Source organism: Micromonospora chaiyaphumensis, assembly GCF_900091435.1.
Classification (GTDB): domain Bacteria; phylum Actinomycetota; class Actinomycetes; order Mycobacteriales; family Micromonosporaceae; genus Micromonospora; species Micromonospora chaiyaphumensis.
On the sequence record NZ_FMCS01000003.1, the window covers coordinates 223,392 to 249,152 of the forward strand.

Sequence of the window (25,761 nt, forward strand, 5' to 3'; positions counted from 1 at the left end):
TCGTCGGCTCAGGCGCCGCTGGGGACCTAAGATCGTCTGCGTGCCTGCTGCGTTCGGGCGGTTCCGACCCGTCGGTGACGTCCGGCGAGTCCGGTCCGCTGATGTCGAGGTGAATTTCGGTGGTGGTCCGAAGCGTCTTGCCCGCTCGACCAGGGTGCTCAACCTGCGCCCAGCCGATGGCCTGGTGCCCGTGGACGGCCAGGTCCACTGGTCACAACTGGATGCGTTGCCCCAGTGCCTGACGGTCGAGTGGTCTGGTCCAGAGCGCGGGATCATCGAGGCTGTTGCCGCTCGCCCGGGGATCCGGTTTCTCTACTGGGACGATGCCGTCGGCGACATCGACCTCACCTCGACCAACCTCGGCACCGTTCGTCTGAATGGTGCCGGGCTTCGTAGCGTTCGCCTACCCAAGTCGGTCGGTACGCTGTTGCTCCGCAGGCCGCCGGCGGCGCTTCGCGTCGAAGCACCGGAAATGGGCCACGGGCTGGACCTCCGGCTGTTCCCGTACACGTCAGACCTGGTGGTACCAGACGGTCTGCACCGCACGCGTAAGGTCTGGCTCTGGGTCGGGGGCGAGATGTCGGCCGCCGTGCTGGCCGGCCTGACCGACCTGGAGGACCTGAGGCTCACGTTCGGGGAGCCACCCGGTGTCCTGACCGACCTACCCGAGCTAGGCAGGCACCAGCGGCTGCACAGCCTCCAGCTTGACGACGCCTACGGCTTGGACCCGGAAAACCTGCCGGAGTTGCCATCGTTGCGGCACCTCACGCTCAACGGAACCAGACGCGCAACGGCCACCGCGGTGAAGGCACGTTTGAAGGGCGGCGCGGTCACCGTGTCGGTCAACGGAGCGAAATCGGAGGCCTGGCTCGCCGCCCACATGGACAACCCGTTCCGCGACTGGGTAGAGGACTCCGAGGCATTCGGTCAGGCCGCCTGCGCGGCCTACAACCGGGCACGGCGGGCCGTCGACGCCATCGCACCCGAAGCACCCGATCGGCTGGACGCAGCCGAACGTGCTCTGCGCGGCCTCGTCGCCGAGCTCAACGTGGCCGACGACGAGCACGGCCTGATCGACACGAATTACCGGGAGCAGGCCTGGGCCGTCTTCTGTGACCTGGCCAAACGCCTGTGTGTACCCGAGACTCAGGTCACCAGTTGGTTTGACGAGGGTCGACGCTTCTGAAGTCCGACGGACTCGCTGGCTGGCGCCGGCCCTGTGCTCCACCGCGCTTCCGCCAGCCGATAGGCATCCTTGGAGCACGCTATGAGGACCGACCATCGGCCGGCTGACCGGGCTGTGACTCGGCCGGCGCCGGGGCCAGGCCGACGGTGAGGCCGGGGCTGACCGACACCGGCGTCGGTGTCGGCGTGCGGTGGCATGATGCTCGGCATGACCAGCCAGACCGATCTTGCTGCGGCGGCCCGTGAACACCTGCCGGCAGACGTCGCCGACACGTGGTTGTCGCTGCTGCGGCCGGGAATTCGGCTGATCAACGCCGACGACGGCGACGGGCCTGCGGTCGGATACCTGGGCGGTGAGCCCCAGCTGCCCGACGACGTGGCGTGGCCGGTCTGGGAGGGGCATGGGCCGTTGAGCTTCATCGCCTCCGTCGACTGCGCCGCGCTGCCACGGGTGGTCACCGAATTGGGGCTGCCGATCGACGGCCGGCTTCTGTTCTTCTACTTCGACGGCCAGTACGACGACGGTGAGGCGATGGTCTTCGCCAGCGATCCCAAGTCTCAGGCCGGCGCCCGCGTCCTGTACGTGCCTGCAGGCCGAGCCAGTGCGCAGCGGTCGACTCCCGAGGGCATCGAACCCTACAAGCGCCTCCGGCTCGCCTCGCGTGCGGTGTCGACGCCACCCTCGTACGACCATCCCGTGCTGCACGACGCGTTCGGGGCCGGGTTCACCCAGGTGGCAGAACCAGAGCATCCGCTCCGAGGCAGGGAGTTCTGTTCGGCAATCAGCTGTGGCGAGGGCCCGCTGCACCAGCTCGGCGGATACGCCTACCCGGTGCAGGGCGATGTCGAGTACGAGGTCGCGCAGGCGGCACTGGGTGGCAACGTCGGCTGGCGAGACCCCACACTCGCCTCCGAGGCCGGCCAATGGCTGCTGCTGGCCCAGTTCGACAGCGACGACAACGCGAACATGATGTGGGGCGATGTCGGCATGCTCTACTGGCTCATCCGGCCCGACGACCTCGCTGCCCGGCGATTCGACCGAGCCATGTTCACCTGGCAGTGCTGCTGACCGCGGTCTGCGGGAGGTCCGTGCACTCGACCTCGACCAGCCGTTGCCGCAAGATGTGCGATGAGCGTCTGCACATGGGGGATGACGTCATTCTGCGGCTCGGCCGCGCAACCGCCGAGGATCTGTGCGTCGCTCTGTTCGAGGTCGGAGAGCATATCGCGGCCGGCGCGGCCATCACTCCGCCCACCGCCGAGGAGGTCGAGCGCCTGGGCACCCTTCTGCGAGACCTGGGCCACGCCCTCGGCCGTTGTTGCTCTCCCTACTGCGACCATCTCTAGTCGGCAGGGGATCGGGCGTGCTCAGCGGCAGATCCGGGCGTTGCGAGTTCAGCTGATGCGCTCGGCGAGGGAGACGATGATCCCCTCGGGCCCCCGGACGTAGGCCATCCGCCAAGCGCCCTCGTACTCGCCGATGCCACCGACCAGCCCGTAGCCCTCGCTCGCTGCCCAATCGACAGCGGCCTGCAAGTCGTTGACCTCGAAGGAGACGTTTCGCAACCCCAGCTCGTTGGCCATGGCTGCCGGCGAGCCCGGCACGGAGTCGGGCCGCACGAAGCGCGCGAGCTCCAGGCGGGCACCGTCGGGCGACTTCAGCATGACGATCTCGGTGCGGGAGTCCGGAATGCCGCAGACCGTCTCCAAGAACTCGCCCTCGACGAACGTCCTGCCCTCGACCTCCAAGCCGAGCGCCACGAAGAAAGCGGTCACGGCATCGAGGTCTGCGACGGTGATGCCGATGTGGTCGAAGCGCCGAACATATGACATGGACCGTGCTCCCGTCGTCGTATCGGACATGTTTCTGCCACGGCCTGCGGCGTTCACAGTACCGAGGTCAACCGAGGCGGCCGGTCATCACCGTGCGAACGTCCACAACTCGCCATGACCGCGCGCTACGTGGCGGATCCGTCCGGCCTTCCCTTCGAGCGGGTTGGCCGGCGGCAGGCTGCGTGGTCAGAGCAGCGGGACTTGGCCCGGCAGCGGGTCATCGTCGAGGCGGCCGTCGAGTTGCCAGAGCCGGAGTTGGTCCTGCTGATGGTGGCGGGTGAGCCATCGGCCTGGCTGCTGACTGGGGTGGATGGCGCCGGATCTGTAGGGGTGCGGGTACCGCACCTGGGAGCGGCACCTGAGGCCGCGCGCCGACAGCAGTAGATGGTCCTCGGCGTCGTCGGGCAGGTCTGCGGTGCTGACGTCGATCAGGATCAGTTCGTCGGTGACGAACACCGCCCGGTCCAAGTATCGCCAGCTCGCGGGGCCTGGTGGCATGTCCGGCAGGTCTTCGAGGTGTCCCTCCACGATCATGGTGCCGGTGGTGAGGTCGCGGACGGACAGGAAGCCGTCGGGTGCCATGGTCAGATAGTGGTCGCCTGCCGGGCTGAAACCGGCGAGGTCGTCACCGGTCAACGGTCTCAGCGCGATGTGTTCGGCGTCCAGGCCGACGAGCATGGCGGGTGACGGGTCAGGATGGAACAGCGTCAAGCCGGTCCAGGTGTCGACGGGGCGGTGCACGAACATGGCAGCCTCGGGGCCGGGCAGCGGCGTGCGATGGATCTCCTTGCCGGTCGTGGCGTCGATGGCGACGAGTTCCTTGGTGTCGGTCAGACGGACCCAGAGGACGTGCTCGCCGTCCAGGTGGAAGCCGGCGTCGGCGCTGCCGCCGAGCCGATCCCAGTCGCTGCGCCAATGAATTCCGCCTCGGTGGTCAAGAACGATGATCTGATGCTTATCGCCCGCCGCGACGAGTTGGCCAGTGGCAGCGACGTTCATCTGCGGGTCGTCAAGGGGGACCGCAACTCGCCCCACGCGACGCAGTTCATGGTCGAACAGGTTCACGGTGGCGCTGTTGGGCTCGGTGACCACCCAGCCAAGGCTCGTTGCCTGCGTGACATGCTGAATGCCGGGCAGCCACACCTGGTTGATCAAGCGGGGTTGCGTCGCAGCAGCATAGAGCCGATTTCGACGAAGCCATCAGGGGTTGCCTGCGCGGATCGCGGCTACCTGTTGACTGGTGGTACGACGCAGCCCGGCCAGGCTTGGTCGAGGTGATCGGTGGGGTCGCTCTCATCGCGGCTGCCCACGGCTGTTCCACGCCCTCGCCGGTGCGTGCGCGGGTACGAGCACCGTGGTTAACGCGTACATCGCGGACGTCACGGAACCCGAGTCGCGGGCCCGCGCGTACGGGCTGATCGGCGCAGCGTTCGGGCTCGGCTTCGTCGCCGGCCCGACCATCGGCGGCCTGCTCGGCGCCGTCGACGTACGCCTGCCGTTCTTCGCCGCGGCCGCGCTGTCCTTCGCGAACGTCGCCTACGGCTGGTTCGTCCTGCCCGAGTCGCGGCCCGGCGACCGAACGACCCCGCTGACCCTGCGGCTGGCGAACCCGGTCGGCTCCCTCGCCGCCGTCCTGCGCCGGCCGGTACTGGGGCGGCTCGCGTACGCCCGCTTCTGCGCCGACGTCGCCCGCATGACCCACCAGTCGATCTGGGCGTTCTTCCTCACGTACCAGTTCGCTTGGAGCACCGCACACATCGGCGTCGTGATGGCGGCGGGCGCGCTCGCCGGCGCGGTCTTCCAAGCCCGGGCCGTCGGCCCGGTCGTCCGCCTGCTCGGCGGCAAGCCTGCCGCGGTGGCCGGCGGCCTGCTCGGCGCCGCGTCGCTGGTAGGTACCGCGTTCGGGTCCGTGCCGTGGATGCTCTACCTCCTACAGATGGTCGGCGTGCTCGGCGCGGTCGGCGGTGCGGCCGCGCAGTCATGGATCTCTCGCAGCGTCCGGCCCGACGAGCAGGGGCCCATGCAGGGTCGCGCTGACCGGAATCGGTGCCGTTGCGGAGACCGCGGTGCCGCTTGCGGCCGGCGCGGCGTTCGGGTGGTCGCTGGCGTACGCATCACCGGGTTTGGTCTTCGTCGGTGCGGCCGCTTTCAGGGCCGTGTCGGCGCTCCTGCTGGCCGCAACGCCCGGTGTCCGGACAGTACCGCTCAGATAAACCGTCGCGGCCAATGCGCCCGTCTCGGGCTGCACAGGATCTCGAGACGAGCGCCCGGACGACCACAAAGCATGGCCACTCGACGCACTCTTCTCGGCAGTTCAGGATGCCCGCTCGACTCAGAGGCCAGGTACCGAGCGTGATCGCCTCGCTCGGCGAGCACGCGCGGGTCGCGGCATGAGCGGACGTTCGGCGGGCGACACAGCGCGCGTCGCGTCGCCGGAGCTGGATCGTCCGCGACCGCTCGTACCATGGCCGGCATGGCCATCGCTCGCTTTCCCAGCATCGTCATCGACTGTCCGGATCCTGGTGCACTCGCAACGTTCTACGGCACAATGCTGGATTGGAAGGTTGACGTCTCGTCGGACTGGGCCGAGGTCCGCGCGGAGTACGGTCAGTGCATCTCCTTCCAGCAGGTAGCTGGGTACAGGCCGCCGGTGTGGCCAACCCAGGAGCTTCCCCAGCAGATGCACCTCGATGTGATCGTTGACGACCTCGACGCCGCCGAGGCGGCAGTGCTCGATCTCGGCGCAACCAAACACCCGCACCAACCTGGTACCTCCTTCCGGGTCTTCCTCGACCCGGCAGGTCACCCCTTCTGCCTCTGTGTGAACTGATCCGGGCGGGCGGCCCAATCCTCAAACACAACAAGCCCAGGACGCCTTGGCGCAGTGTCCACGCTCATCGGCACGACCGGGTGTCGGCTCCATCCGCCGGCTGTCACGCGCGGTCGCCGTCAGATCCGGACGTGGAAATAGATCATGATCGTGTTGATATGCCGAGGTCTGACGCGCTGTTAAAGTCTGGCCTGATTCAGACCGGTCGGACGTCAAGGACGTGCAGCTACAAGCGCGGTCCCTGGCTTGTTCAACCGTGGTGCACGAGTGGTGCGGCGTCACCCTGGAGGGCGGCCGTCAACTGATCCAAGCCCAGCGAACCCAGCTCCAGCGCCTGCCGATGGAATGCGCGCCGGTCGCCGGGGAAGGACGAGCGGCCCGCCAGCCACACGCGCTCACCCACCTTGTAGGCCAGGGCCTGCCCCGGCCGGCCCAGGTAACGCGCGAGTTCGGCGGACGCGTACGGCCCCTGGTGACAGCGGTCCCGCAGCAGTTCCAGCGCAGCATTCGGCGTCCACGATGCTCTGTCACCAGACGGCATTGGCAATCGCAGGTGCAGGCCGATGTCGAGCACGACCCGGGCTGCCCGCAGCAGCTGCATGTATAGATATCCCAGTCGAGCACCGGGCTGCTCGTAGAGCCCGACCTCGTCCATCAACCGCTCGGCGTACAGGGCCCAGCCCTCCTGGCTGCCGCAGAGGCCGCCGAGCAGGTTAAGCCGCTGCCCGAGGCCTCCCCGGCAGACCTCGGAGCCGAGGTGGAGGTGGTGGCCGGGGACGCCCTCGTGATAGGCGGTGCTGTAGGCGTACCAGGTGGGGAAGGTCGTCGCGTCCTGGGGGAGGGACCACCAGACCCGGCCCGGCCGCGTCAGGTCCCGCGACGGCCCGGTGTAGGCAATGCCGGACGACGTGGTCAACCGCGACTCGATGCGCCGCAGCGGGGCGGGGATGTCGAAGTACACGCCGTCCAGCCGCTCGGTGGTGGCCTCCAACAGCTCCTGCAGCCACGCGGCGAACGCCTCCCTGCTGTGCAGCGTGCCGGGCGCGTCGGGGCCGGCGAGCCGCGCGAGCACCTCTGGCACGCTCCCGCCCAGGGCCTTCGCTTCCGCGATCAGCTCTGCCTCCGTCGCTCGGAACTCGTCCCAGCCCCAGTCGTACAGCTCGCGCAGGTCAGGCTGGGCCGCGAGGAAGGTGCGCACCCAGAGTGCGTACCGCTGCTGGCCGAACGCTTCCTCCTCAACGGCCCGCGGTGCCAGGTCCGCGGTCAGCATCTCGGCCAGTTTCTGGTAAGCCTCTCGCGAGCCCGTCGCCGCGGCCTGCAACGAGGCCCGCTGACGCCCCTCGCCGTAGCGATCCACCAGGGCGACATCGTCGTCGATCCAGTTGCGGCAGCGCTGGATGACGAGCTCCACCTGACGCCGCGCCGGCACATTGCCGCGCTCCGCGGCGAGCAGGAGGCTGCGGGCGTACCCGTCCAGGGCCGCGGGGATCGCGGCCAGGCGTGCGCCGACACGAGCCCAGCCCTCCTCGAAGGCCGCGCCCTCGGCGCCGTCGGCGGGAACCGCGGCCTCGACGGCCTGGCGGATGAGCTGGAGCGGACCGGTGGCCGCCGCGTGCAGTTCGCGCAGGTCCTCCCCGGCGTCGTGGAAGGCGATACGCGTGTGCAGCCGTTCGGCGAGGTGGGCGTGCAGCGGGGTCGCGGCCGGCAGTGCGTCACCCAAGGCCTCTAGCTCGCGCAGAGCGCGGGCTGCGAGGTCGGCGCGGGCCTGGTGGCCCTCCGGGCCGTAGTCGGTAAGCCCGTCGACATCCTGCTCGCCACACTCGACGACCGCTGTGCAGGGGTCGAGGCCGGCCATGTCGCACAGGAGCCGATCCGCGAAGTCCTCGATCACGGGAGCAATGCTAGGGCCTTCCGTAGCCGCCGTGGTGCGAGCCTGCATCGATCGCGGTAAGCGGTTCAGACCCATTTGAAAACTTCCGTTCATCGGCACGAGCGGACGCTGACCGGTGCGCGGTCAGCGGCAGGTCGGGGCGCCGGCCGCGGCAACGGTCTGAGTCTTGGTCAATCGAGCGATTTACGCACGATCTCGATGTCGTAGATGAACGCGCAGTCGGGCGCGCCGCGTGGATGCGTCAGGCCCAGCCACGACACACCTACATGGCTGCCGTCGGGAAGCATGGCCCTCAAGAACAGCATTCCGGCAGTCGCAAATCCGTTCGGCAGCAGGACGTCGTTTGCCTTAGTGGCCAACTCGAGGGCCTCGTCCGCCGGCCAGTTTCCGGCTGTTACCTGCTCGCGATCTGCCGTTGGCGGCGCTACTGGCTCGCCGTTGCTCGATGCCCGTAGTGGTGCTGGTGTAGCAGCGGGTCGGTCGCCGTTACGAAGTCGATCACTTCCCAGAACTCGCTGAGGTTTGGGTGGGCCAAAGCCTCGGCTCGAGTGAGCTTGTGACCGTAGAGGGGAGCATCTGGTGCCACCGATGCAGCGTCTACGGCGGTAGCCCCAGGCAGATCGCTGCCGGCGCCTGGGCCGAAGCGGCAGCCGAAGGTGAGGTGGTCGTCGTAGTCGGTGTCCTGACCCCACGTACCGAACACCACGTCGATCCAGCTTTCGGCTGCGCCGTCGTGGTTGTAGCACGCGGCGAAGAACACCGCGTACGGGAGGCCGTCACGAGTCACCATGCACCAGGTGCGGCGGCTGGGTTGCCCACAGCACTCACAGGTCTTCTCGGCGCCGCCGCGATACGACTCATCGATCTCCAGCACGGCAAGATCCTCTCAGCCGCGGTGCTGCACCCGCAACGCCATGATCAGCTGACTGTTTGAGCATCCTCAACTCGACACGTCCGAAGGCCACCGAGGGCAGCTCGGCGTGACGCTGTGTAGCGCGGATCGCGGCACCAACGGCTGCCGGCATCACCCTGATCTGCCGATGGGCGTACGGCGCGATGAACGTTTCCCTCGGCGGTTCTCCCTCTGCTTAGATCGTTCTGACGATCGAGGAAGGGAACGGTACGCCGTGACGCCGGAGCTTCGGGAGCAGGAAGAACGCCTCCAGTTCGACCGCTTCGACCATGATGACGCCTGGGCCTTGGGAACTCGCCTGGTCGGGCTGGCCAGGGAGCGGGGCCACGCTGTCACCGTCGACATCCGCCTCGGCGATCACCAACTCTTCCACTACGCACTGCACGGCACCTCTGCCGACAACGACGACTGGATCGAACGCAAGATCCGCGTCGTCCGCCGGTTCGGACACAGCTCCTACCTCGTGGGCCAGACCTACCGCGACCGCGGCACCACCTTCGAGGAACAATCCCACCTCGACGCGACCCTGTACGCCGCGCACGGCGGCTGCTTCCCGATCATCCTCAGGGGCACCGGCCCGGTCGGCACCGTCACCGTCTCAGGGCTGCCCCAACTCGAGGACCACCGTCTCGTCGTCGAGGCCCTCGGACTCTTCCTGGACTCCAAGGGCTCCGAGAAGGGCGCCGTCTCGTGAACGGCTCCTTGTCAACGTTCGGCTGTCTCACGCTTTGTGGTGACGGAGGGCGACGTCAGCCGGGCAGGATGCGGTGTCGTAGGAGTGGCAAACCGACGAGCCTGGACATCTGACGCTTCACCAACTGGTCCTGGTGCTGGCCCAGCATCGCTCCGGCGCCGGCGCTTCGCCCGGCTGTCGACGCGTTCGTCCGGCAAATTCGCTACCCGGCGGCCGGAGCGCAGTGATAGACAACCGCGGTGCAAAACGTTTTGGAGTTCCCCGAGGTCCTGCGGCTGATCGAAGACCGCTCGGCCGCGTTCCGCGCCGCGGTCGCGTCCGCCCCTGACCTTGACGTCCAGGTCCCGACCTGCCCGGACTGGACGCTGCGCGAACTGGCGCAGCACCTCGGCGACGGCCGCCGCCGCCAGGCCGCCATCATCGCGGCCGGCCCGGGCGCTGAACCCCCGGCGAGGACGGACCCGAAGGGCGCCCCGACCGCGCCCCGCGACCGCGAAGCCCTGGACGCCTGGCTCGCCGAGTCGACCAAGCTCATGCTCGAGGTGATGCGCGAGGCCGGCCCGGACCGCGGCTGCTGGACCTGGTGGGGCCGCTCGCAGGCCTCGCAGACCAGCGGAGCCGTGGCCCGGCACCAGATCCAGGAGATCGCCGTCCACACCTACGACGCCCAGCTCACCCAGGGGGCCGCACAGCCGCTGCCGACGGACGTCGCGGTCGAGGGCGTCGACGAGTTCCTGACGACCGTCTCGGCGACGACCGTCCCCTGGCCGTTCAAGCCGGCGACCATCGACCTGCACACGACCGACGGCCGCTCCTGGCGCCTGACCCTCAACGCCGACGGCGTCCGCTGCGACGACCTCGCCGCCGACGCGGAGCCGGGCGACCTGGCGATGCGCGGCGCAGCGAGCGAACTGGTCCTCTACTTCTACGACCGCGTCCCGCTCGACGGCCTGGAAACCACCGGCGACACCGAGCCGATGGAGCAGCTCGCAGAATGGGACCCGAACGCGTAAAACCCGCGCTTGTGACGCATCCGTCGGTGGTGCGCGCGCTCCTGCGGGCGCCACTGGCCCTGCCGCCGCCAACCCGGTAAACGTTCCCGGTCAGAGCACTAGCTGTGGGACGGGTGCCCATCAGCCGCGACCGCTTTCCCGTGATCGGCGGACGTAGGAGACGGTGGTCACGCTGAGTAGCACCGCGCCAATGAAGAAATAGGTGTTGATCCCGAGGCCGGCCCAGAGCTCAGCCGTGGAGATGTCCTCCGCCCCCACAAAGCCGCCTCGGCGGATGCCGGTAGCCATGAGCAGGTTTTCGACCATCCCGGGAACCCCCCGGACGACGAGTAGCGTGCTGCCGAACCACAGCGGCGTGAGGAGCACCCACCGAGGGACACGCCGTCCCCATGGCCGGACGGTGGCTACCACGACAGCCGCCCCGACGGCCGACATGAGGATGAGAACGACGTTGAAGATCACGTACGCCCTCAGGTCCCATGGCCCGTCACCGGTCGGATCGTCACCGGGGAAGAACACCGCTACCACGTGGGACACGACGAAGAAGACCAGCCACGCGAACGTGCCGTACGCCCATCGAGCGCTGCCGTGAACTCTCATAACCCCAAGATCGTCGACTCGGGCGCCATGACGCCTCCCCTCCTCAGGGGATTCACCTCCCTCAACAGAGGGAGGCTCGATCTCTCGGGCACTCAACATGGCGCGACCGAGACCATGAGGGGCGCGCAGCGGCGGCCTGCGTGTGCGTCACGCCGCGTGACCGCACTTCAGGGCTGCCGCGCAAGCTCGGCGGCAGATGCGGACACCCTGCGTTGGCTCGGGCGCAATACGATTGGAGGCCGGCCTGCCCAACGCGCGGGGCCGGTACCGCGCGTCACTGAACCCAGGGGTGGCAGCACCGTTCGAGTCGGGCCAGGCTCCGGGGAGCCCGCTCATGGTGAGCGGGCTCCCAAAATGGCCCAACCCGGCCGACCTTTGAACTGCCACCACGTGGATCGCGGCAGAGGAGTGCAGGCTCCTGAAATGACCCGGCGCTCCATCGCGTCCATCTCTCCAGCAGGGCACCGAAGCATCGCGCCAGTCGCCCAACCGCCGACGTTGCTCCGCTCGACGCGCGGCGTATCGATGGCTTGGCTGTCCCAGCATGGTCGGCGTGGTCGAGGGAAGGATCACATCAGGCCGGGCCTGTTCTGAGCGGGCGGTCATAGCCGCGCGGACTGTAGCGCGACCGCCGCCGTGCCGGAAAATCGCACGACAATTGTCGTGAGGTTCCGCAGAATCCCCGGTGATGTTCGCCGCCGTCCTCCTCCGCCGAGCGCGCCCCCCGTCGCCTCTCGCCGGCCAGCTCGCTGCCCAGTCACTCCTCTTCGCCCTCGGTGAGGGCACCTTCATGACCGGATCGGCGGTGTTCTTCACCAAGATCGTCGGGCTGTCCGCCGCCCAGGTTGGTCTCGGCCTGACCTGCGCCGGCATCGCTGCCTTCCTGGCCGCAGTGCCGATGGGCAAGCTGGTCGACCGCTTCGGGCCGAAGAAGATGTGGGCCGCAAGCGCGACGGGGCAGGCGGCGATGTTCGCGGTGTGGCCGCTCATCACCGACTTCAAGGGCTATGTCGCCATGGCCGTCGGCATGGAGGTCATCGGTGCCCTCGGAAACGCGGCGCACGGCGCGTACACGATCGACGTGTTGCCGCCGGACGAGCGGGTGAAGTCTCGCGCCTACATGTACTCCGCGCTCAACGTCGGCTTCACTCTCGGCTCCCTGATCGGTGGCTTCGCGCTGGCGTTCCACTCCAACGACGTCCTCCACACGCTGCCCTGGTTCACCGCTGTGGTCTTCCTGGTCAACGCTGCCGCAATCAGCCGGTTGCCGCGGGCCTCGCACGACGACCGCACCCCGGAGGACCGCAAGGTGAAGATCCCCGGGCCTGGACCGCTGCGCAATCCTGGCTGGCTCCTCACGAACTTCTTCGGCGGGGTCTTCTGGACCAACCAGGTGCTGCTCAACATCGTGATTCCGCTGTGGCTGGTGGAGGAGACCGACGCCCCCCGGGTGCTGCTGGCCTTTCTGTTCGGAACCAACACGGTGATGTGTATCTTCCTGCCGATGGCGGCGGCCCGTGGAGTCGAGAACGTGCCGACCGCGCTGAAGGCGGTTCGGGTGTCGTCCACCTTCTTCGTGCTCTCCTGTTTGATCACGCTGGCGACCCACGACACCGTCGGCTGGGTCACGATCTCGCTGGTCTGGCTGGGTCACGTCACCGTGACCGGGGCTGAGCTCTACCTCTCCGCCGCCAGCTGGTCGTTCGAGGCCGAGCTGATGGACCCGCGTCAGCGCGGCGCCTACCAGGGTGCCGCCGAGTTGAGCAGCACCCTGGGCCGGGTATGGGCGCCGGCGGTGTACACCTTCCTCGCGATGAACTGGGGTGCGGTCGGCTGGCTGGTGATCGCCGGCATCATAGTGATGGCCACCATCGGCGTGCACCCGTCGACCCGACTGGCGCGGCGATTCCTCGAGCAGCACGTCCCTGCCGAAGTCTTAGCCGACGCCCGGGCCTCCAGCCGTGAGCCCGAGGAGGGCATCGCTGCCGGGCCGCCCTCGCTCATCAACACCGACGAGCCGCTGCCCGAGTCCACCGGCGGCCCGATCCGCTAGGCCACGCCGTGGCTGACTTGACCGGTTCCCTGAGTCACGGGCGGCGCGCGCACGCACCGACTCCCGCATGGCACCCTGCTGCCGACCCTCCTCGACGACCCGGCCGCCGTAGACCCGCTGCGCTACGAGGACACTCATGTCCGCTGGCTCAGGGCGGCGTGAGCTCCCGGAGCAGCGGCACGTTAGGGCACGGTCGGAGGCATATCCGGATGCCGGAACAGGGCACTGATCACGGCATCAAGCGACGCAGAACTCGTTGCCCTCGGGGTCATGCATGATGACGTGCCCAAGGACGTCGCCGTACGACTCCTCGCGGACCACCGTCGCGCCGGCGGCAACCAACTCGGGCACTTTCTGCCGAATCAGTCGAGCGCGCTCGGCCATGTCCCACGGGCCTGGACCGGCCACCCGGATATCGATATGCATACGGTTCTTGGCGGACTTGCCCTCGGGCACCTTCAGGAAACCAATGGCAGGGCCCCGGCCATCCGGGTCGACGATGGACGCGTTGTCGGGCTCGTCGAAACCGGATTCCTTGACATAGCCGAGGGCCAGCGCCCAGAAGGCAGCGATCCGCTGGGGATTGTCGGCGTCGCATCCCAAGGTCCAAAAAGTCGCCATGGTGCCAACGTACGCGAGCTACGACACGCTGTCATCGGCACGGACGGACGCTGACCAGCGCACGGTCAGCGGAACCGGAGGGCGTTACGCCGCTGGGCTATACCCAGTCGTCGGCGTCGAGGGCGTCCAATTCTGCCCGAATCTCCGACAGAAGGGCAGCGGGTAGAACCACGACGAAGTCGTAGCTCTCGACGTCCTGACCCACGCTCAAGGTGAGTTGGCCATCGCTCATGCTCCACCACACGCGGCGTCCCGCCGACGTCCCGAGGCTTACGTTCAGGCGCTGCGCGTGGTCGGCACCGGCAACGCGAGAGAGGTTCCTAGCCCATTCGTCCGGACTCGCCTTCACATTCAGGAGCCATGAGGCTCCGCTCAGTGTGAGCATCACGTTGTCGTCATCGAGTTGCGCGTCCGCCCTCACATCAAACCGCTCCATGCCGGAGAGTGTCGCAGCGGGATCGACGCAGAGACCGCTCATGGGCAGGTGAGCACATGGGGCGTGGTGAGGTGTGCGCCAGCTCGCAACGAAGGTTGACGGGAGCTTATGAGTCGACCCCGGCACACGAACCGAATCCCAACGACATCGCCAGTCGGTTGCCTCTCGCCACCAGCACGTCAGTCGCAGTCAACCGCTGATGACCACGATGACGTCCAGCTGCCGTCTCCTCGTCTTCCTTCTCGTCGCGCCGCGCCGGCGGCGCCCTCTGATACGAATCCCGGGCTCGAATGCCAGTGCGTCATGGTCGAGTGCTGTGGTGGTGGTCGCCGGGGCACCGGGCATCGCTCCGAGCGCGTACCCTCGGCCGCGTGAAGCGCAGGACGGCGCGTTCCTCGCTGGCGGCGCTGACGGTGGTCGCGGTCGGCGTCGGGCTGGCGGGATGCGCAGCCGGATCGACGGACCCGGCGCCGGTCTGGCGCGGGGTAACGTCCACTCCGACACCGTCCCGCACCGCGACGCCGGCGCCGAACGCGCCGGTCGAGGTGCGGCTGGCCTTCGCCGGTGATGTCCACTTCACCGGCCGTACCCTGCGCCTGCTCGACGATCCGGAGACGGCCTTCGGGCCGATCGCGTCGACGCTGCGCGACGCCGACGTGACCCTGGTCAACCTGGAGACGGCGGTGACCGACCGGGGCACCCCGCAGCCGAAGACGTACCACTTCCGCGCTCCGAAGACCGCCTTCGCGGCGCTGCGCGCGGCCGGGGTGGACGCGGTGTCGATCGCCAACAACCACATCCTCGACTACGGCCGGCAGGGGCTCTCCGACACCCTCGACGCCGCGGCGGAAGCCCGGTTCCCGGTGTTCGGCGCGGGCCGCGACGCCGACGCGGCGTATGCGCCCTGGCTCACCACGGTACGAGGGATGCGGATCGCGGTGCTCGGCATGTCACAGGTGCACGACCTGGCCGGGTCGTGGCGGGCGACGGACACCCGATCAGGGGTGGCGATGGCGTTCGATCCCGCCCGGGCTGCCGCCGCGGTGCGTTCGGCACGGGAGCGGGCGGACCTGGTCATCGTCTTCATGCACTGGGGCATCGAGGGCAATCCGTGCCCGAGCGGCGAGATGAAGACGTTCGCCCGAAGGCTGTCCGAGGCCGGCGCCGACATCGTGGTCGGTACGCACGCGCACACGCTGCTGGCCGGCGGCTGGCTCGGCCGGACCTACGTGCACTACGGCCTGGGCAACTTCCTCTGGTACGCCAATTCGCACAGCACGGACTCCGGGGTGCTGAACCTGGTCGTGCGCGGCCGGACGGTGATGGACAGCCGGTTCGTCCCGGCGACGGTCTCGGCCAGCGGCCAGCCGGTCCCGGCCACCGGGGCCGGCAGGCAACGCATCCTCGACAAGCTCGCCACCGCTCAACGCTGTACCAGCTTGGCGGCCAAGCGCCCCGGGTAGCGCGGCGGTCGCCGCTTGGCCGACCACCCATCGGTGACCGGGGGAGCGGTGGCTTGGCTGCCGCACTGAGTGGCGCTCTGGCAGGCTGTTCACCATGCCGGATCGCCTGCTCGATGACGAGGCGTTGGAGTCGTCCGCCGTGGTGGCCAACTCGGCGATGAACCGGGAACGCCAGCTCGCCGGTGTGAACAGCTACGCGCGGGAACTGGGGTTCAACCCTCTCGAGTGGGTCATCGCCCGGGCCCGGCAGTCCCCGCCGCGCACGACGATCGGCTGGCTGGACCTGTGCTGCGGAACAGGCCGCGGCCTCGTGCAGGCCGCGAACACCCTCGCCCGCGACGGACTCGACCGTCTCGTCACCATCATCGGCGTCGACCTCGTCGACTTCTTCGACCCCACGCCCGTCCACGGCACGGCGCTGCACCTGACCTGCGCCTCCGTCACCTCCTGGTCGCCGCCGCGCCGATTCGACCTCATCACCTGCGTCCACGGCCTGCACTACGTCGGCGACAAACTGGCAGTGCTGACCCGCGTCGCCAGCTGGCTCACCGACGGCGGACGGTTCATCGCCGACCTCGACCTGGACAGCATCCGCCTCGCCGACGGCCGGCCCGCCGGCCGGAAACTGGCGACCGCCCTCCGCGAGGCAGGCTTCACCGTCGACACCCGCCGTCGCCGGATCGCGCGAAACGGCCCCGGCGAGGTGTCACTGCCGTACACGTACCTCGGCGCCGACGACCGCGCCGGGCCCAACTACACCGGCCAGCCGGCGGTCAGCTCCTACTACCGCTATCGGCAGGACTCGGGAGCGGACAGCAGGGAGTAGTAGAAGGGCGTGGGGTTGCCGGCCCCGTCGCGGAGCCCGAAGCCGGGGACCATCGCGTCGGTGTAGGAGAAGACCGAGTTCCAGACGCTGGACCGGCCGGCGAGCATGCACTGGAAGTTCCAGGTGTCGTCCTCGTTGTGCCACTCGGTGGCGACCACCGGGCGGCCGACGGCGTTCCACATCAGGTCGAAGTCGCCCGCGGCCTGCGCGCTGGTCTTCGCGTACGGGTGAATGGCGACGATGTCGGGCAGCGGAGCGCGGCCCCCGATCGCGGCGAACACCGCGGCGGCGTAGTTGACGGCGTTCTGCCCGCCCGAGGCGAGACCGGCCATCACGAACCGGCCGGCGAACTGCGGGTACGTGTTGCGGTACAGCACCCACAGGTCGGCGTACTCCGACGGCGACAGGTAGGTGCCGGGTAGGTCCGGCTCGTTGCCGATCTGGAGGTAGTCGGCGTTCCACGGCACGTAGCCGCCCGACTCGTCGGTGACGACGGCCAGGACCCGGAGGCCGGCCTGCTTCAGCTCGTCGATCCGCGGCTGGATCCACTGCCGGGAAACGAAACGGACGCCGCGGAATCCTTCGTCCGCGAGCCGGGTGGGTGGCGTCTGCTGCCAGGCCGCCTCGTTGCTGGGGTCGATGTTGACGGCGAAAAGCGATGCGCTGGAGGCCCGGAGGTCCTGGCGATGGGAGGCGCCGCGCGCCTCCGCCGCGGGGGAGATCCATCCGAAGGTCGCCACAGCGACGACGGCTGCACACAGCGACGCGAGCATCCGGGCGGGCGCGGTGCGGCTCGCGTGCCTGCTGAATCCGACCATCGTCCACCTCCGGGGCGACACGATCTCGAAGTACGCCGACGGCGCCTGCGGAGAATCATGCCAACAGGCATTGACTTATGGAAGATTTCCTCCAACGATGCCTATCCATGAATGTCAGTCGGATGGGTGCCGCGGTACGTCGCACGCTGGTGTGTTCTCTGCTCGCGGCGGCGCTGGCGGTGTCCCCGAGCGGGGTGCCGGCGGCCGCGGCGGATGTGTCAGCGGCCTCGGCCACCCTGGCCGGCTACCCGGTGTGGGCGCACTTCAGTAACCCGACCGCGGGACGCGACTACACCATCATCACCGAGCTGCAACGCCTGATCGACGCCACGCCGGCCGGGGCCACGATCAGGGCGGCCATCCACTCCCTCAGCGTCGACTCGGTGGCCGACGCGCTGGTGCGGGCCCAGACCCGCGGCGTCACGGTGCTGGTGGTCCTCGACGGCAAGAACGCGACCTCGACAGACCCGGCCATCACCAGCATCAAGCAGCTGGCCAACCATCAGTTCTGCCTGAACAGCAGCGGCGGTCACGGCTGCATCAGCACCAGCGCCGCGGGGGACATGCACACCAAGCTGGTCACCTTCTCCAGCACCACCGACCCGAACGGCGTCGCCCGCGGCAACGTCGTCTGGTTCGGGTCGAGCAACCTCACCTACGCCACCGGCCCCGACGCGTTCAACAACGCCGTCACCGTCTACGGCGACGCGGCGCTCGCCGCAGGCCTGAACGCGAACTTCACCGACCTGTGGAACCGGCGGCACTACAGCGGCAACGACTACTACGACTCCGCGTCCGGCCGGGGCTACTACCAGGCGACCGCGGCCGACGCCTACGCCTCACCGGAAGGGGCAGGGCAGACCGATACCATCGCCACCCGGCTCAACGACCTCACCCCGGACACCGACTGCCGGCTGCGCGTGGGCATGGCCTCGGTCACCACCGGACGCCCGCAGATCGTCAGCCTGGTCGGCCGGTTCCGCGCCGCCGGGTGCAAGGTCTGGATGGTGATCGGTACGAACGCCGACGGCGGCATCGCCATGAGCCAGTCGGTCTACAACCAACTGCTCGACGCCGGGGTGTCGATTCGCCGCAAGGACAAGGTGCACGACAAGTTCTTCGCTGCCTACGGCCGATACGGCAGCGCGTACCAGTACCGCGTCTACACGGGCTCGCAGAACTGGACCCAGGACGCGTTGAACGAGAACGACGAGATCTTCGTCAAGATGGCCCCGGAGAGCGGCACCGCGCACCCGCTCTACGACGCCTACTACACCCACTTCAACGACGCGTACAACACCGGGGTGACCTGCGCGAAGAGCAGCTTCCCGTGCCGCTCCTGACCCCCGGGCCGCGGCAACGCGTTGCCCGCCATGTCCGGTGCCTGCGTCGTGGCGACCGTCAGGAGGTGACCGGCGTCGTCGTGCCCGTGGGGCTTGCCGGTGGCGACGACGGATCGGTGGACGCGGAGCCGCTGGGCGCCGGGCTGCTCGGCGCCGGAGTGCCGCTCGACGGCGTCGGGCCAGGTGTTGACGGGGACGGAGTGGGAGTGCCGGACGGGCTGGGGGTGCCGGACGGGCTGGGCGGGGCAGTGGTCGGGGGCAACGAGGGGGTCGATCCGGGCGTCGGCGGCAGCGTCGGCTTCGTGGTCGGTGGCCTGGTGGCCGGGGTTGTGGCCGTCGGCTTCGGTGCGCCGGTCGCCGGCCGTGTAGTCGCCGGGGCGGCGGTCGGCTGCCGCACCGACTCGGTCCGGGCCACCTGATCGGTCGGCGGCGGGATGTCGGTGGGAGACGGGCCGGAGACGGCGGCGGGACTGGGCGTCGCCGGGGGATCCGGCGTGGGGGTGGCTGGTGCCGGCCGGAGGTCCGGCGCGCCGGCGGCCGGCGCCGGCGCGGCGCTGCCGGGGTCAGCCTCGGCGTCTCCGATCAGCGCGAAGCCGAGACCCGCTCCGCCGACCAGCAGGGCGGCGAGGGCTCCGGTCACGACGGGCAGCGCGGCCGAACGGGGTGGGCGGGGACGTCGGTGGGCGGGCAACGAACGCTCCTGACCTGCTGGGATGTGGCTGGCGCGACGACGCCGACCCATGACCCTGCCGCCCGCCCTGCGCGACCGCCAATGGCCGGGCGGCGGAGGTGACCGGGATCACCGCCAGGCAGGCATGCGGCGGCCGAAGCAGCCATCAGACCGACATGTCGGATGAGTGCAGGGATCGTCGCCGGGACCCAACACCTGCCAGCAACGCCACGCCGTCGAGTGCGACATCAACCGGCTCAAATGCAACCGAGCCCTCGCCACCCGCTACGACAAACCCGGTAGGCGCGGTCAGAGCCTCCCCGGCGCTTTCCGAGGAGGCTCTGACCACTGCTGGCGGACCGGTTCGGCTATCTCACAAGCGCGGGTCCTCCTGGATCTTCAGGGCGTTGAGGATCGGGTCGCCCTCGCCCTTCTCGCGGCGAAGCTCGATTTTCAGATCGCCGCCGGCGTGCTCGACGGTGACCGTGTTCAGGTCTGCGGACAGCGCACCCACCTTCGCCTGCACGTCGTGGTCGTAGAGCGCGATCTTGCCGTCGGCCAGAACATCGAAGGTGCGCTTGCCGGCCTTGACGTTCTCGATCTCCGCGAAGTCGAGGCCGATCCGGTACGTCCCGGCGGGCGCGTTCTTGAGCACGTAGCTGAACGTCTCGCCGGTCCGCTGGGTGCGGAACAGCGCGTCGTCCTCCGTGCCGGCGATGTCGGCCTTGGTGGCATGCGCCTTGCCGCCTACGTAGCCCCACGGCCGTGAGCCGAGCTGCTGGTCGGGCGACCAGACGAAGCCGTCGGTGCCGACGTATCCGGATCCGCCCACGTCGACGCCCTGCCAGTAGGCCGAGGTCGCCAGGCGGGCCGGCTTGAGCTGGGCCTCGCCCTTGGCGGCGTTCGACGCCACGAGCACGTCCCCGACGAGCACGCCGGGCTCGACGCCGGCGTTGTCGGCCGTCGCCGTGACCGTGGTGGACTCCCCGGCCGCCAGCGTGACCGTGCCGGTTGCGGCCGCGCCCGTGAGGGTCAGCCACGGCAGGTCGGCGGCCTCGTGCCCGCCGTCGCTGGTGCGCTTCTGCTCGCTGAGCCGCACCTCGAGCGGGGCGGAGCCGGTGTTGGTCACGGTCACGTCGGCCGCCGCCTTCTGGCCCTTGTCGAGGAGCCAGTCGAGGTCACCTCCGGCGACGGTGGCGATGCCCGTGGTCAACGCCGTGTCGACCACCTCGGCCTGATCCTTCTTGGCGATGGTCACGGGGTGGCTGGCGGTGACGTAGTTCGGCGCCGACACCTGCACGGTGTTCTCGCCGACCAGCGCCTGGGCCTTCCACCGGCCCTTCGCGTCGGCCGTGATGACCCGCTCACCGTTCGGCCCCTTGAGCGTGACGATCGCGCCCTCGATCGGCTTGCCGTCGTTCTTGTCGGTGACCGTGCCCTCGATCGTGCCCGCGGCCGGGAGGGTGTACTCCAGCCCCAGGCCGGCCTTCAGGATCGGCTGGTTGAAGGAGTACTGGCCCGCGGGGTTGTGCGTCAGGCTCTCCACACCGACCGTGGCCGACGACCCCCGGGTGAGGGGGTTGTCGCCGCCGACGCCGTCGCCGTACCCGATCTGGATGCGGCCGTCGGCGATCAGGGTGACCGAGAAGCTCACGCGAGCCGTCTGGTCGTTGTAGAAGGTGGCGTTGCGCCACTCGATGACCTCAGCGGCCAGGCCGTCCACCTCGGTGGTGCCGAAGTAGATGCCCGCCTCGTCGTCGACGACCAGGTCGTCCCAGAGCGGATAGATCGCGTCGAACGCGTACGGCGACGGCAGCTCCGTGTTGCCTCCCACGGCGCTGGCCTGGTCGAAGATCAGCTGGCCGTTCGTCGTCACGCACACGCCGTCCCAGGCCGTGTCGTAGAGCGGGAACAGGAAGCTGGAGTCGAACCACAGCACGCCGCAGACGTCATCGCCGTGCCACCCGGAGTCCTCCGTGCCCTGGCGGAAGAGCCCGTCGGTCACCTTCATCGAGTAGGAGCGACCGGCGGGGGAGACCGGCACGGGGCCCGGCTCCGGCTGCTCGGGCTGGGGCTCCGGCTCCGCCGTGTCCGCGCGCGGGTCGAGCGTCACCCGCAGCGCGGCGATGGTCGGGGCCTGTAGTCCCTTCGAGCCCCGCAGCTCCACAATCAGCGGACCGCCCTCGTGCTTCACGACGGCGGTGCGCCAGTCGGCGGCGTTCGGCCCCACGGCCGCGGCCGCGTCGTACGCGTACTCCGTCAGCGTTCCGTCCACGAGCACGTCGAACACCCGCTTGCCCTTGGCCACCTTCTCGATCTCGGCGAACGCGAGGTCGATCGCGTAGGTGCCCTTGGGCGCGTCGGGGAAGCGGTAGAACAACTGCTTGTCCGGCGTCGTGCGCTGCGACTGGAACAGGGCGTCGTCCGTCGTACCTTCGATCGGGGCGTTCGTGGTGGCGACCTTCGTCTTCCCCTCGTAGCCCCACGCCTCCTTGCCGGCGGCCTGGTCCCCGGACCAGGTGTAGCCGGAGCCGTCGGTGAACTTCGGGCCGCCGGCGTTGACGCCGACCTGGTACTTCGTGGTCGTGAGCGTCACCGGGACGTACGTCTTGGACTGGCGTCCGGAGTCGGACCGCACCACGATGTTCGCGCCGAGGACCCCGGGCTTGGCGTCGTTGGAGGAGATCGAGACCTTGACGGTCGTCGACTGACCCGGGGCGAGGGTGCCGCCGGTCGAGGACAGCGACAGCCACGGCAGGTCGGTGAGCAGGTCGTCCTCGACGTCGACCAGCACGACGTCATCGGCGACCTGGTCCGCCGCCCACAGCGCGCCGGTCGAGTCGGTTTCGAGGCCGCCGCCTTGGGTCGCCTTCTGGCCCGGGAACCACCACGCGTTCACCAGGGCGCAGTCGTCGGGGTCGACCTGCAGCAGGCGGGTGGGCCTGTTCGAGGTGAGGTCGGTGTACCAGATGGTGTCGGACGCCTGGTTGTAGGCCAGGCCCATCACCTCGGGCAGCGGCGGGGCGCAGAAGGACAGCAGCTCACCGGCGTTGTCGTGCGACGTCCCGGCGACGGTGCCGATCATGCCGTTCGCCCGGCCGCCGACGTAGAACACGTCCTCCGCCGGGTTGTAGGCGAGGCCGGTCAGCTGCAGCGTGGACCAGTCACCCTTGATCTGCCGGGTCTCCTTCCCGGTCTGGCGGTCGAAGCAGTGGATGTAGCTGGCCGGGCTGTCTTCCATCTGGCACATGTCACCGGTCTTGGTGTCGAGCGCCATGTCGAACGCCCGGTAGGCGGGGTTCCACGACGCGTCGAAGACCTTCCCGGTCGGCTTGCCCGTCACCGTGTAGGCGGTGTTGGTCCGCGCGTTGTAGTCGTGGACCCAGACGTCGCCGTCGTACCCGATGCCGGTGGGCTCCTTCTCCGCGATCGTGCCCGGGATGGGGATCCGGGTGATGACGTCGCCGCCGGAGGTGGGGCCGACCTTGGCGGTCGCCTGTGCTTCCGCCTTGCTCGCCGTCGCCGCCTTGCCGTCGGCGTTCGACGGCTTCATGCCGCTGGCACCGGCCTTCCAGGCGGTGAGGTCGATCGTGCTGTGCGCACCCGTCCCGGTGCGCGCGGTGGCGCCGGTGGCGTCGAGCTCGGGGTGGCGCGCGGCCTCGCCCAGGTCGTACGTGAGCGGGGCGGAACCGGTGTTGGTCAGCGTCAGCGAGCCCACACCGTTCTGGTCGGTGCCCAGCACTGCGTCGAGGCCGTCGGCCTTCAGGCCGGCGACACCCGTCGTCAGCCGTGCGTCGATCTTGGCGTTGGCGTAGAGCTTGTCGAGGGAGAACGGGTACGCCGCGGTCGTGTAGTTCGGCGCGTCGACTGTCATGGTGTAGTCGCCGACCGGGAGCTGACGGTGCACGATGCCCGTCCCGTTGGTCGTGACGGTCTCGACGAGCCCGTTCTTGTTGCTGAAGGAGACCTTGGCCCCGGACACCGGCAGCCCGTCGTTCTTGTCGACGACGGTCGCGTCGAGGTAGCCCCAGTCGGGAAGGTCGTAGGTGACGATCATCCCGTCGTGCAGCACCGGGGCGTTGTCGGAGAACCGGATGCCGTCGACGCCGGCCCAGCCCTGGATGCCGGTGATGGTCTTGGCGCCGCCGGTCACCGGGTCGTCGGTGCCGATGCCGTCGCCGTACCCGAAGATCACCTTGCCCGAGCGGGTGAGCGTGGCCGAGAAGTTGACCGGCTCCGTGTACTCCGACCGGATCGGGTAGGCCCAGATCTTGGCGTTGCGGAACTCGACGACGAACGCGTCCTCGCCGTCGACCTTGGTGGCGGCCGTGAAGACGCCTCCGCCGGAGGCGAACTCGACGGGGGTCTGGACGTAGAACGGGAAGACGCCCGCACCGCCGCTGCCGGGTCCGGTGCCCTCGTCCGGGGTGATCACGCCGCGCAGGCTGATACCGAGGGTGTCGTGGCTGCCGTTGTAGAGCGCGATCGGGAACGGCAGCTTCACCGTCGCCCACACGCCGCTGGTGAACGCGACCGGGTCGGTGCCGCGCAGGTACTCGCCGTCGGAGACGGCGCAGCTGTAGCCGCCCTTGTCGACGACGAGCCCGACCGGGATCTCGCGCGACTCGTTCTGCGCGCCGACGGTCAGCGGGACGGTCGTGGGCGAGAAGCAGGCGTTGGGCGTGACGGCGAGCCCGTACTGGCCCTCCGGCACTCCGGCGATGGTGAACGCGCCGTTGGCGTCCGTGCGTACCGGCTTCAGCGGCGTGTCCTTGACGGAGACGTCGGCGTTCGGCACGGGCCGCTTCTTGTCGTCGACGACCCTGCCGCTGACGTCGTGCTTCGCGGCGGCCGTGAGCGGCAGCGTGACGGAGGTGTCCTGGCCGAGGGAGATCGTGACGTTGGCGGTCGCGGTCAGGTAGCCGAAGACCTTGGTGCTGATCTGGTACTCACCGACCGGCAGGTTGATCTTGAACTTGCCGTCCTTGTCGGTGCCGATCGACCGGCTGAACGGTCCGCTGATCGTCACCTCGGCCGCGGGGACCGGGGCGCCGTCGGCGGTGACGACACCGGTGAGGGTGCCGCCCTGCCGGGGCGCGAGCTCGAGCAGGCGGACGAGGTCGAGCCGGCCTTCGCCGTACTTGTTGTTGACGTCGGCGGTGCCGCCGCACTCGGTGTCGTCGACGTCGACGGCCGAGTCGGCGAGCAGGCGGCGGGTCTGCTCGACCTGCCCGATGAGGGTCGGGTCGTAGCTCCACAGGTCGGCGACGGCGCCGGCGACGTGGGGAGCCGCCATCGACGTACCGGCCATCTCGCCGTAGCTGTTGCCCGGGTAGGACGAACGGACGGCGACGCCCGGAGCGGAGATCTCGGGCTTGATCCGGCCACCCTCACCCTCACCCTTGCGGGAGAACGACGCGAGCGTGCCGTCCGAGTCGTACGCGCCGACGGAGTAGGCGCTCTCGGCGGAGCCCGGCGAGGAGACGGTGTCGCAGGCCGCGTACGGCGTGGTGTTGCCCGATGACCAGACGCTGAAGATGCCCGCGGCGCTCCAGGCCTCGTCGATGGCCTGGAAGAAGTCGTCGAAGTTGTGCTCGACGGTCTGGCCCCACGAGTTGTTGATGACGTGGGGGCGCTTGGACGGGTCAGGGTTGTTCCCGTTGACGTCGGTCGGGGCGAGCAGCCACCAGCCGGACTTGAGCAGCGACTCGACGCCGCTGCTGTCGCAGCAGCCGTTCGTCGCGATCCACTGCGCGTCCGGGGCGACGCCGACGTGGTCGGTGCCGTCGCCGCCGACCATGGTGCCCATGGTGTGGGTGCCGTGTCCGTTGTCGTCGCACGGCGCGCCCGTGCACGTGCCCCGGGCGGCCATCCAGTTGTAGTTGTGGTCGACGGTGCCGTCCGGCTTCGCGCCGCGGTACTGGTGCATCAGGGCGGGGTGGTCGAACTGGACGCCCGAGTCGAGGTTGGACACGGTGATGCCCGCACCGGTGGCGCCCATGGCCCACGCCTCGGGGGCGTGGATCGCGTCCAGACCCCACGTGGTGGTGCCTGCCTCGGCGGCGGCCTTCGGGGCGGCGGGGCGGGCAGCCTGGTCGGCGGGGACCTTCTCGTCGACGGGCTCGATCAGCGCGACCTGCGGCGTCGCGTGGATCTCGGCGACCTGCCCGACCGAGGCGACGTCGAGCGCGAGCTTCTGCGTGCCGCCCTTGACGAGCACGGCGTTGACGAGCGGGTAGGACGTGTACTTCACGCCCGCCGCGTCGAGCTCGGCGGCGACGGACGCCGCGGAGCTCTTCGCTGCCGCTGTCAGCGCGTCGTAGACGAACTGGCCGCGGTCGGTCCAGTTCGCGATCTTCTTGGCGGGGGCGAGATCGGCCTCGGTGTCGAACGTGATCCAGAAGTCGGAAGCCGGCTGCGTGCGGAAGCGATCCTTCAGGTTCGACGCGATCTTGTTGGCGGCGGCGCCGGGATCGGGCTCAGCGGCGGACGCCGGTATTGGCTGGATCATGCTCAGGCCGACCGCTGTGGCCAGCGAAGCCGCGAGGGCTTTGAGTCTCATGCGGGATCCT

General features: G+C 69.3%; 22 protein-coding genes. 12 read left to right on the top strand and 10 right to left on the bottom strand.

What is annotated here, in order from left to right; all coding sequences use genetic code 11:
• The first annotated feature begins 40 nt into the window (after window positions 1-40).
• From GA0070214_RS10360 to GA0070214_RS10370, 3 genes are all read left to right on the top strand, one after another.
• Complete coding sequence (locus GA0070214_RS10360) at window positions 41-1,186, top strand: hypothetical protein (RefSeq protein ID WP_139141793.1); 1,146 nt, start codon at window positions 41-43, stop codon at window positions 1,184-1,186.
• A gap of 207 nt (window positions 1,187-1,393) precedes the next feature.
• Entirely contained in the window at window positions 1,394-2,254 is an 861-nt protein-coding gene (locus GA0070214_RS10365) for a YwqG family protein (RefSeq protein ID WP_244167639.1), read from the top strand.
• Between the two features lie 74 nt (window positions 2,255-2,328).
• The gene (locus tag GA0070214_RS10370; RefSeq protein WP_091262083.1) at window positions 2,329-2,532 is read left to right on the top strand and encodes a hypothetical protein; all 204 of its coding nucleotides are present in this window, start codon (window positions 2,329-2,331) and stop codon (window positions 2,530-2,532) included.
• Window positions 2,533-2,580: 48 nt separating this feature from the next.
• Here the strand turns inward: GA0070214_RS10370 and GA0070214_RS10375 are convergent, their stop codons facing one another.
• Entirely contained in the window at window positions 2,581-3,018 is a 438-nt protein-coding gene (locus GA0070214_RS10375) for a VOC family protein (RefSeq protein WP_091261761.1), read from the bottom strand.
• A gap of 186 nt (window positions 3,019-3,204) precedes the next feature.
• The gene (locus GA0070214_RS10380) at window positions 3,205-4,173 is read right to left on the bottom strand and encodes an outer membrane protein assembly factor BamB family protein (RefSeq protein WP_091261762.1); all 969 of its coding nucleotides are present in this window, start codon (window positions 4,171-4,173) and stop codon (window positions 3,205-3,207) included.
• A gap of 85 nt (window positions 4,174-4,258) precedes the next feature.
• Between GA0070214_RS10380 and GA0070214_RS10385 the strand changes: the two genes are divergently transcribed.
• Together GA0070214_RS10385 and GA0070214_RS10390 are read left to right on the top strand one after the other, a co-directional pair.
• Window positions 4,259-5,374 (top strand): MFS transporter, encoded by a 1,116-nt coding sequence (locus GA0070214_RS10385; protein WP_279615646.1) that lies wholly within the window; start codon window positions 4,259-4,261, stop codon window positions 5,372-5,374.
• Between the two features lie 117 nt (window positions 5,375-5,491).
• Window positions 5,492-5,848, top strand: coding sequence for a VOC family protein (locus GA0070214_RS10390; protein ID WP_091262085.1), 357 nt, complete (start codon window positions 5,492-5,494; stop codon window positions 5,846-5,848).
• Window positions 5,849-6,098: 250 nt separating this feature from the next.
• Here GA0070214_RS10390 and GA0070214_RS10395 read toward each other — a convergent pair whose 3' ends face one another.
• From GA0070214_RS10395 to GA0070214_RS10400, 3 genes are all read right to left on the bottom strand, one after another.
• A complete protein-coding gene (locus tag GA0070214_RS10395; protein ID WP_091261764.1) occupies window positions 6,099-7,739 on the bottom strand; it encodes a DUF885 domain-containing protein in 1,641 nt (546 codons plus the stop codon).
• A 170-nt stretch (window positions 7,740-7,909) separates the two neighbouring features.
• Entirely contained in the window at window positions 7,910-8,098 is a 189-nt protein-coding gene (locus GA0070214_RS31380) for a hypothetical protein (RefSeq protein WP_139141794.1), read from the bottom strand.
• Window positions 8,099-8,163: 65 nt separating this feature from the next.
• Entirely contained in the window at window positions 8,164-8,613 is a 450-nt protein-coding gene (locus tag GA0070214_RS10400; protein ID WP_091261765.1) for a hypothetical protein, read from the bottom strand.
• Window positions 8,614-8,866: 253 nt separating this feature from the next.
• Here GA0070214_RS10400 and GA0070214_RS10405 point away from each other — a divergent pair, with 253 nt between their 5' ends.
• Window positions 8,867-9,346, top strand: coding sequence for a heme-degrading domain-containing protein (locus GA0070214_RS10405; RefSeq protein WP_244167640.1), 480 nt, complete (start codon window positions 8,867-8,869; stop codon window positions 9,344-9,346).
• A 239-nt stretch (window positions 9,347-9,585) separates the two neighbouring features.
• Window positions 9,586-10,359, top strand: a complete 774-nt coding sequence (locus tag GA0070214_RS10410) for a maleylpyruvate isomerase N-terminal domain-containing protein (RefSeq protein ID WP_091261767.1) — start codon at window positions 9,586-9,588, stop codon at window positions 10,357-10,359.
• 120 nt (window positions 10,360-10,479) lie between these two features.
• Here the strand turns inward: GA0070214_RS10410 and GA0070214_RS10415 are convergent, their stop codons facing one another.
• Entirely contained in the window at window positions 10,480-11,058 is a 579-nt protein-coding gene (locus tag GA0070214_RS10415) for a DUF3995 domain-containing protein (protein WP_139141795.1), read from the bottom strand.
• A gap of 589 nt (window positions 11,059-11,647) precedes the next feature.
• Between GA0070214_RS10415 and GA0070214_RS10420 the strand changes: the two genes are divergently transcribed.
• Entirely contained in the window at window positions 11,648-13,012 is a 1,365-nt protein-coding gene (locus tag GA0070214_RS10420) for an MFS transporter (RefSeq protein WP_091261769.1), read from the top strand.
• Between the two features lie 237 nt (window positions 13,013-13,249).
• Here GA0070214_RS10420 and GA0070214_RS10425 read toward each other — a convergent pair whose 3' ends face one another.
• On the bottom strand, window positions 13,250-13,633 hold the full coding sequence (locus GA0070214_RS10425; RefSeq protein ID WP_091261770.1) for a VOC family protein: 384 nt from the start codon (window positions 13,631-13,633) through the stop codon (window positions 13,250-13,252).
• Between the two features lie 97 nt (window positions 13,634-13,730).
• A complete protein-coding gene (locus GA0070214_RS10430) occupies window positions 13,731-14,069 on the bottom strand; it encodes a hypothetical protein (RefSeq protein WP_139141796.1) in 339 nt (112 codons plus the stop codon).
• A 371-nt stretch (window positions 14,070-14,440) separates the two neighbouring features.
• Here GA0070214_RS10430 and GA0070214_RS10435 point away from each other — a divergent pair, with 371 nt between their 5' ends.
• Together GA0070214_RS10435 and GA0070214_RS10440 are read left to right on the top strand one after the other, a co-directional pair.
• Window positions 14,441-15,532: a CapA family protein gene (locus GA0070214_RS10435; RefSeq protein ID WP_167364228.1), complete on the top strand. Its 1,092-nt coding sequence runs from the start codon at window positions 14,441-14,443 to the stop codon at window positions 15,530-15,532.
• Between the two features lie 94 nt (window positions 15,533-15,626).
• Window positions 15,627-16,358 carry a class I SAM-dependent methyltransferase gene (locus GA0070214_RS10440; protein ID WP_091261773.1) on the top strand — a complete coding sequence of 244 codons (732 nt, stop codon included), beginning with the start codon at window positions 15,627-15,629 and terminating at the stop codon, window positions 16,356-16,358.
• Here GA0070214_RS10440 and GA0070214_RS10445 read toward each other — a convergent pair.
• Window positions 16,322-17,098 carry a glycosyl hydrolase gene (locus tag GA0070214_RS10445; RefSeq protein ID WP_091261774.1) on the bottom strand — a complete coding sequence of 259 codons (777 nt, stop codon included), beginning with the start codon at window positions 17,096-17,098 and terminating at the stop codon, window positions 16,322-16,324. The genes GA0070214_RS10440 and GA0070214_RS10445 overlap by 37 nt on opposite strands.
• 185 nt (window positions 17,099-17,283) lie before the next feature.
• Here GA0070214_RS10445 and GA0070214_RS10450 point away from each other — a divergent pair, with 185 nt between their 5' ends.
• Entirely contained in the window at window positions 17,284-18,519 is a 1,236-nt protein-coding gene (locus GA0070214_RS10450) for a phospholipase D-like domain-containing protein (protein ID WP_208602706.1), read from the top strand.
• A 65-nt stretch (window positions 18,520-18,584) separates the two neighbouring features.
• Window positions 18,585-18,938 (top strand): hypothetical protein, encoded by a 354-nt coding sequence (locus GA0070214_RS10455; protein WP_091261776.1) that lies wholly within the window; start codon window positions 18,585-18,587, stop codon window positions 18,936-18,938.
• A 624-nt stretch (window positions 18,939-19,562) separates the two neighbouring features.
• Here the strand turns inward: GA0070214_RS10455 and GA0070214_RS10460 are convergent.
• The gene (locus tag GA0070214_RS10460; RefSeq protein WP_091261777.1) at window positions 19,563-25,751 is read right to left on the bottom strand and encodes a S8 family serine peptidase; all 6,189 of its coding nucleotides are present in this window, start codon (window positions 25,749-25,751) and stop codon (window positions 19,563-19,565) included.
• Window positions 25,752-25,761: the final 10 nt, after the last annotated feature.